Annotated in this window: 7 protein-coding genes; 4 read left to right on the top strand and 3 right to left on the bottom strand. The window is 70.2% G+C overall.

Annotated features, from left to right (window positions below; genetic code table 11):
- Positions 1-88 precede the first annotated feature (88 nt).
- Positions 89-553, top strand: a complete 465-nt coding sequence (locus tag AB7U92_RS18130) for a sensor histidine kinase (protein ID WP_428580058.1) — start codon at positions 89-91, stop codon at positions 551-553.
- 6 nt (positions 554-559) lie between these two features.
- Here AB7U92_RS18130 and ispF read toward each other — a convergent pair whose 3' ends face one another.
- On the bottom strand, positions 560-1,069 hold the full coding sequence (gene ispF / locus AB7U92_RS18125; protein WP_428580055.1) for a 2-C-methyl-D-erythritol 2,4-cyclodiphosphate synthase: 510 nt from the start codon (positions 1,067-1,069) through the stop codon (positions 560-562).
- A complete protein-coding gene (ispD, locus tag AB7U92_RS18120) occupies positions 1,066-1,782 on the bottom strand; it encodes a 2-C-methyl-D-erythritol 4-phosphate cytidylyltransferase (RefSeq protein ID WP_428580052.1) in 717 nt (238 codons plus the stop codon). Before ispD ends, ispF begins: the two co-directional genes overlap by 4 nt.
- On the opposite strand from ispD, the gene mfd reads away from it, so the two are divergent.
- The 3 genes from mfd to serB all read left to right on the top strand — a co-directional run bounded on the left by mfd (position 1,781) and on the right by serB (position 6,668).
- On the top strand, positions 1,781-5,341 hold the full coding sequence (gene mfd / locus AB7U92_RS18115) for a transcription-repair coupling factor (RefSeq protein ID WP_428580049.1): 3,561 nt from the start codon (positions 1,781-1,783) through the stop codon (positions 5,339-5,341). The two genes, ispD and mfd, sit on opposite strands and share 2 nt — an antisense overlap.
- Before the next feature lie 107 nt (positions 5,342-5,448).
- A complete protein-coding gene (locus AB7U92_RS18110; protein ID WP_428580046.1) occupies positions 5,449-5,943 on the top strand; it encodes a DUF4405 domain-containing protein in 495 nt (164 codons plus the stop codon).
- 11 nt (positions 5,944-5,954) lie between these two features.
- On the top strand, positions 5,955-6,668 hold the full coding sequence (serB, locus tag AB7U92_RS18105; RefSeq protein ID WP_428580043.1) for a phosphoserine phosphatase SerB: 714 nt from the start codon (positions 5,955-5,957) through the stop codon (positions 6,666-6,668).
- On the opposite strand, the gene AB7U92_RS18100 is transcribed toward serB, so the two are convergent.
- Positions 6,658-7,242 (bottom strand): TonB family protein, encoded by a 585-nt coding sequence (locus AB7U92_RS18100; RefSeq protein ID WP_428580040.1) that lies wholly within the window; start codon positions 7,240-7,242, stop codon positions 6,658-6,660. The genes serB and AB7U92_RS18100 overlap by 11 nt on opposite strands.
- Positions 7,243-7,282: the final 40 nt, after the last annotated feature.

Below are 7,282 nucleotides of genomic sequence, written 5' to 3'. Positions count from 1 at the left end.
CGACGAGGCCTAGCGCAACAGGGCGCAGGACATCGACCAGCTCGACGCCAACATCGACAAGTTCATGGACTAAGCGCGCCCCGGCGAGGTGAAGCTCGTGCCGGTGCACCTGTCCAGCCTGGTCGACCGCGAGATGGCGGCCTTCCGCGACACCAGCCAGATCCGCATCACCGCGCGGGTGGCGATCGACACCAAGGTGATGGCCGACGAGACCGAACTCGGCCGTGTGCTGCAGAACCTGTTCGAGAACGCCCGCCGTTACGGCCGCAGCACCGACACCGGCATCGCCAAGGTGGCGGTCACCTATGCACGCACCGGGCCCTGGGTGATCCTGAGCGTGCGCGACCACGGCCCCGGCGTCGACCCGGCCAAGCTCGGCCAGCTGACCACGCCCTTCTTCCGCGGCGATGCAGCGCGCACCGCCGCCACCGGCGCGGGTCTGGGCCTGGCGATCGTGGAGAAGGCGGTCCAGCGCATGGGCGGCGCCTTCGAGGTGACCAATGCGCCGGAGGGTGGCTTGGTGTGCCACATCCGGCTCAAGAAGGCTCCCTGACGTCGCTCAGGCCGGAACGACCGGCCGACGCAGCGTGTAGAGCAGGCACACCGCCCGCGCCTCCATCGACTGGCCCTCGCCCACCGGGCCGAGCTTCTCGGCGGTCTTGGCCTTCACGCTGACCTGCTCGACCTTGATCGCCAGCGCCTGCGCGATGCGCTGGCGCATCGCCAGGATGTGCGGCGCCATCTTCGGCGCCTGGGCAATGATGGTGCTGTCGACGTTGGCCACGTGCCAGCCGGCCTGCAGCGCACGGCGCCCGGCCTCGGCCAGCAGCGCCAGCGAATCGGCGCCGCGGAAGCGCTCGTCGGTGTCGGGGAAGTGGTGGCCGATGTCGCCGAGCGCCAGCGCGCCGAAGATCGCGTCGGTGATCGCATGGCACAGGGCATCGGCATCGGAATGGCCGAACAGGCCGTGGCTGTGCGGAATGGTCACACCACCGAGCACCAGCGGCCGGCCCTCGACGAGGCGGTGGCTGTCCCAGCCTTCGCCGATGCGGATGTTGGGCAGGTTCATGCGAGTCCTTTCTGGCGCGCGGCGAGCACGCGCTCGGCCAGCGTGAAGTCGGAAGGCCAGGTCACCTTCAGGTTGGCGGCGTCGCCCTCCACGAGCAGCGGCCGATGCCCGGCGAGTTCGATCGCGCTGGCGTCGTCGGTCACCGCACTGTCGGCCGCAGACAGCGCGTCGCGCAGCATGCCGATGCGGAACATCTGCGGCGTCTGCGCCGCCCACTTGTCGGCGCGCGGCAGTGTCTCGGCCACGCGGCCACCCTCGGCACGCTTGAGCGTGTCGGCCACCGGCTGCGCGAGCAGGCCGCCGACCGCGTCAGGCAGGCAGGCGTCGATCAGGCGTTCGACCCACTCGGGGCGCACCAGGCAGCGCGCGGCGTCGTGCACCAGCACCCAGTCGTCAGCGCTGGCACCGCGTTCGAGCAGCTCAGCGAGGCCGCCCGCGACCGTGTCGGCCCGCGTGGCGCCGCCGCGGCGGCAGACCCAGCCACGCAGGCCCTCGAAACCCGGCACCAGCGCCTCGAAACGATCGTCGTCGGGCGACAGCACCACCAGCGAGGCCGCGATGCGCGGCACCGCGGCGAGCGCGGCCAGGGTGTGCGCCACCATCGGCTGGCCGCCGATCTCGACGTACTGCTTGGGCAGCGACGCGCCGGAGCGCGAACCCACGCCGGCACAGGGCAGCAAGGCGTAGCAGCGAGGCGAGGTGGGGTGGCTCATGCGGGCGCGCGAAGGGACCGGATTGTATGATTCGGCCCGTTTCATCGCCCCCCGGGAGAGCCTCGTGGGGCGTTTTGCTTTGGTTCGACCGCACCCGATGCAACTCCCCGTCATCGCCGCCGGCAAACGCTTCACGCTGCCCCGCCCGATCGGCTCGGCCGACGCCCTGCTGCTGGCCCGCTTCGCACAGGCGCAGGCCGCGCAGAAGAAGCTCGTGGCCATCGTCACCGCCGAGCCCGCCGACACGCAGCGGCTGGAAGGCGAGCTCGCCTTCTTCGCGCCGGGCCTGCGCATCGCCGTCTTTCCCGACTGGGAAACGCTGCCCTACGACACCTTCAGCCCGCACCAGGACCTGATCTCCGAGCGGCTGGCCACGCTGTGGCGCATCCGCCAGGGCGAGGTCGACGTGGTGCTGCTGCCCGCCTCCACCTCGCTGGTGCGGCTGGCACCGCCGAGCTTCCTCGCCGCCTACACCTTCCACTTCAAGCAGAAGCAGCGGCTCGACGAGGCGGCGCTCAAGTCGCAGCTCACGCTGGCCGGCTACACGCACGTCAGCCAGGTGGTCTCGCCGGGCGAATATGCGGTACGTGGCGGGCTGATCGACCTGTTCCCGATGGGCTCGCCGGTGCCTTATCGCGTTGATCTCTTCGGCGACGAGGTCGACTCGATCCGCACCTTCGACCCCGACTCGCAGCGCAGCCTCTACCCGGTGCCCGAGGTGCGCCTTCTGCCCGGCCGCGAGTTCCCGATGGACGAGGACGCGCGCGCCGCCTTCCGCAGCCGCTGGCGCGAGAAGATCGAGGGCGACCCGACCAAGGTGCGCCTGTACAAGGACATCGGCAGCGGCATCGCCACCGCCGGCATCGAGTACTACCTGCCGCTGTTCTTCGACCAGACGGCGACGATCTTCGATTACCTCGGCGACGATGCGGTGCTTTCGCTGCACGGCGAGGTCGACGAGGCGCTGGCCCGCTTCTGGATCGACACCCGCGAGCGGCACCGCTTCCTGCAGCACGACAAGGACAAGCCGATCCTGCCGCCGGAGGAACTCTTCCTGCGCAGCGAGGATTTCTTCGCCCGCGCCAATGTCCATGCCACGCTGGCGCTGCGCGGGCGCGAGCCCGTCGAGTGGGCGCGGCCGCTGCCCGACCTCAGCGTCGACCGCGGCGCGCCCGAGCCGCTGGCACGGCTGCGACAGCACGTGCAGGGCACGCCGCACCGTGTGCTGATCGTCGCCGAGAGCGACGGCCGCCGCGAGAGCCTGCTCGAGCTGCTGCGCGACAACCGCATCGAGCCCCCCAGCGTGGCCACTCTGGCCGAGTTCGAGGCCGGCGATGAGAAGTTCGCGATCGGCGTGGCGCCGCTGGCCGAGGGCTTCTTCTGGTTCGAACCGAACGAAAGACCGGCCGAGAACCGCACGATCCAGTTCGTCACCGAGACCGAACTCTTCGCCACCGCGCCGAGCGGCCGGCGCAAGCGGCGGCAGGAGCAGGTCAGCGACGTCAACGCGCTGATCAAGGACCTGTCCGAGCTCAACGTCGGCGACCCGGTGGTGCACGTCAACCACGGCATCGGCCGCTACCTCGGGCTCGTGAACATCGATCTCGGCGACGGGCCCAGCGAATTCCTGCACCTCGAGTACGCCGACAAGGCCACGCTCTACGTGCCGGTGGCGCAGCTGCACCTGATCGCGCGCTACACCGGCGTGAGCTCGGAAGAAGCGCCGCTGCACAAGCTCGGCTCGGGCCAGTGGGAGAAGGCCAAACGCAAGGCCGCCGAACAGGTGCGCGACACCGCGGCCGAACTGCTCAATCTCTACGCCCGCCGCGCAGCGCGCGAAGGCTTCGCCTTCCGCTTCCAGCCGCACGACTACGAGGCCTTCGCCGCCAGCTTCGGCTTCGAGGAGACGCCGGACCAGCAGGCCGCGATCCACGCCGTGATCCAGGACATGGTCAGCCCCAAGCCGATGGACCGCCTGGTGTGCGGCGATGTCGGCTTCGGCAAGACCGAGGTGGCGCTGCGCGCTGCCTTCGTCGCGGTGACGGGCGGCAGGCAGGTGGCCATCCTCGCGCCCACCACGCTGCTGGCCGAGCAGCATTACCAGAACATCGCCGACCGCTTCGGCAAATGGCCGGTGAAGGTGGCCGAGCTGTCGCGCTTCCGCTCCGCCAAGGAAGTGAAGGCGGCGATGGAAGGCATCGCCGACGGCACCATCGACATCGTTGTCGGCACGCACAAGCTGCTGAGTGCCGACGTCAAGTTCAAGCGCCTCGGCCTGCTCGTCATCGACGAGGAACACCGCTTCGGCGTGCGCCACAAGGAGGCGATCAAGGCGCTGCGCGCCGACGTGGACGTGCTCACGCTGACCGCCACGCCGATCCCGCGCACGCTGGGTATGGCGCTCGAAGGCCTGCGCGACCTCAGCGTGATCGCCACCGCGCCGCAGCGCCGCCTGGCGATCAAGACCTTCGTGCGCAACGAGAGCACCGGAACCATCCGCGAGGCGGTGCTGCGCGAGCTCAAGCGCGGCGGTCAGGTCTACTTCCTGCACAACGAGGTGGAGACGATCGAGGCGCGGCGCGACAAGCTCGCCGAGCTGCTGCCCGAGGCGCGCATCGCCATCGCCCACGGCCAGATGCCCGAGCGCGAGCTGGAACGCGTGATGCGCGACTTCGTCGCCCAGCGCTACAACCTGCTGCTGTGCTCGACCATCATCGAGACCGGCATCGACGTGCCCAGCGCCAACACCATCGTCATCAGCCGTGCCGACAAGTTCGGCCTCGCGCAGCTGCACCAGCTGCGCGGGCGCGTCGGCCGCTCGCACCACCAGGCCTACGCCTACCTGCTGGTGCCCGATGTGGAGGGCCTGACCAAGCAGGCGGCGCAGCGGCTGGAGGCGATCCAGCAGATGGAGGAGCTCGGCTCGGGCTTCTACCTCGCGATGCACGACCTGGAGATCCGCGGCGCCGGCGAGGTGCTGGGCGAGAACCAGAGCGGCAACATGATGGAGGTCGGCTTCCAGCTCTACAACGACATGCTGGCCGAGGCCGTGCGTTCGCTGAAGGCCGGCCGCGAGCCCGACCTGCTCAGCCCGCTGGCCGCCACCACCGAGATCAACCTGCACGCCCCCGCCCTGCTGCCCGACAGCTATTGCGGCGACGTGCACGTGCGCCTGTCGCTCTACAAGCGCCTGGCCACCGCCGAGCGTGCCGAGCAGATCGACGCGATGCTCGAGGAGATCACCGACCGCTTCGGCAAGCTGCCGCCGCAGGGCCAGACGCTCTTCGACGTGCACCGCCTGCGCGTGCTCGCCAGGCCGTATGGCGTGGTGAAGGTGGATGCAGCGCCGAAGTTGATGGTGATCAGCTTCCGGCCGAATCCGCCGGTGGATGCGCTGAAGATCATCGAGCTGGTGCAGAAGAACCGCCACATCAAGCTGGCTGGCAACGACAAGCTGCGCATCGAGCGCGAGACGCCGGAGCCGCGCGACCGGGCGCAGCTGATCCGCGACGTGCTGCGCTCGCTGGGCACGCCGAAGACGGCCGACGCCGTGTCGTGAACAAGCTCTGATCTGGCGCAAAACGCTTCACGTCGGGCAACACGCGCGCATCACGGGCGACACCGCGGGCTCGCAACATGGCGTCATCGACATACGACGAGGACGCCATGAAGCTGCAACGAGACTGGATCACCCCGATCACCATGGGCGCCTTCGCCCTGCTGGCGGTGACCGGCGTGCTGATGTTCTTCCACCTGGACAGCGGCCTGAACGAGACTGCGCACCAGTGGCTCAGCTGGGTGCTGATCGGCGGCGTGGCGCTGCATGCGGCCGTCAACTGGGCCGGCGTGAAGCGCCATCTGGCCGGCTGGCGCGGCCGCACGGCGCTGGCGCTGTTCGCCGTGCTGCTGGCGGCCTCCTTCGTGCCGCTGGGCAGCCAGGGCGAACCGCCCTTCGTGCCGCCGCTGCGCGCGCTGGCCGATGCGCCGTTGCCGGTGCTCGCGCAGGTGGCGCGCACCTCACCGGAGGAACTGCGCGCGCGGCTGCAAGGCGCGGGCATCACGGTGCGCAGCGACAGCGACACCGTGCACGGCCTGGTGGGCGACGACACGCGAGCGCAGATCCGCGTGCTCTCGCAGGTGATGGCGAAGTCCGGCGGGTAACATCCGCGCCGATGTCCTGCACCGAACACGCACCCGGCCTCTTCATCCGCGGTTTCACGCCCCCACTGCGACTGGCCGATTTCCGGCTGGTGGCCTTCGACATGGATTCGACGCTGATCAACATCGAATGCGTCGACGAGATCGCCGACGCCGCCGGCCGCAAGGCCGAGGTGGCGGAGATCACCGAGGCGGCGATGCGCGGCGAGATCGCCGACTACAAGGACAGCCTGCGCCGCCGCGTGGCGCTGCTGGCCGGCGTGCCGGAGACGGCGCTGGAACAGGTCTGGCGCGACAAGCTGCGCCTGAACCCCGGCGTGCAGGCCTTCGTGCAGGCCTGCCAGGCCGCGGGTCTGAAGACACTGCTGGTGTCCGGCGGCTTCACCTTCTTCAGCGAGCGCATCCGCCACCAGCTCAAGCTCGACTTCGCCCGAGCCAACACGCTCGGCGTGGCCCACGGCAAGCTCACCGGCACGCTGTTCGACCGCCCCTGGGGCGACATCGTCGACGGCGCCGAGAAGAAGCGCGTGCTGCTCGAGGTGGCCGAGCTGATGGGCATCGACACGGCGCAGGTCATCGCCGTGGGCGACGGCGCCAACGACCTGCCGATGATGGCCGCGGCGGGCCTGTCGATCGCCTACCACCCCAAGCCCGCGGTGCGCGAGCAGGCAATGATCTCGATCATGAGCGGCGGCATGGACCGCGCGCTCGAGGTCCTCAGGGCGTGAACAGCCAGCGGCCGGCGCGCAGCACGAGCGCGACCTCGTGCGGCGTCGACACCGGAATCGGCCGGTAGCGCCACTGGCGCACCGCCTCGAGCACGATGGCATCCAGCTCGGGGTGGCTGGAGCGGCGCACCAGCGCCTCGGCCACGCGCCCGTCGGGCAGCACGGTGAAGCCCACATCCACCGCGACCTCGCCGTCCACCAGCGCCCGCAGTTCGGGCGGAATCGACGGCTCGTCCTGCTCGAGAACCCTCAGCGTCACCGGCTCGGCCGCCACGTCCACCGTGGCCACGGCCGAGCGCAGCGGCTGCGGCGGCAGGGTCTCGAGCGGCACTTCGGCCACGGGCGCCGGATCGACGGCCGGCCGGGCCTCGCGCGCCGGCGCCGAAGCCGGCCGGGCGGGCAGCGCGGTGGCCGGCACCTCCGCGCGGGGCTTGGGCTTGATCTTCGCGGCCTCGATGATGCGCCGCATCGGGTTGCTGGCCTCGCGCTCGACACGGCTCTCCGAGGTCTGCGCGCCCACGGGCAAACCGACCAGCGTCAGGACCAAGCACAGGGCAGCGAGTCGGGAGAGCATGGAAACCGCATTCTGGCAGCGCGCGTACCGAGTGAATCTC

Source organism: Piscinibacter sp., from assembly GCF_050175855.1.
Classification (GTDB): Bacteria; Pseudomonadota; Gammaproteobacteria; order Burkholderiales; family Burkholderiaceae_C; genus Piscinibacter.
Note: the sequence above shows the minus strand (reverse complement) of the source record. Positions and strands in the feature narration are given on the sequence as shown.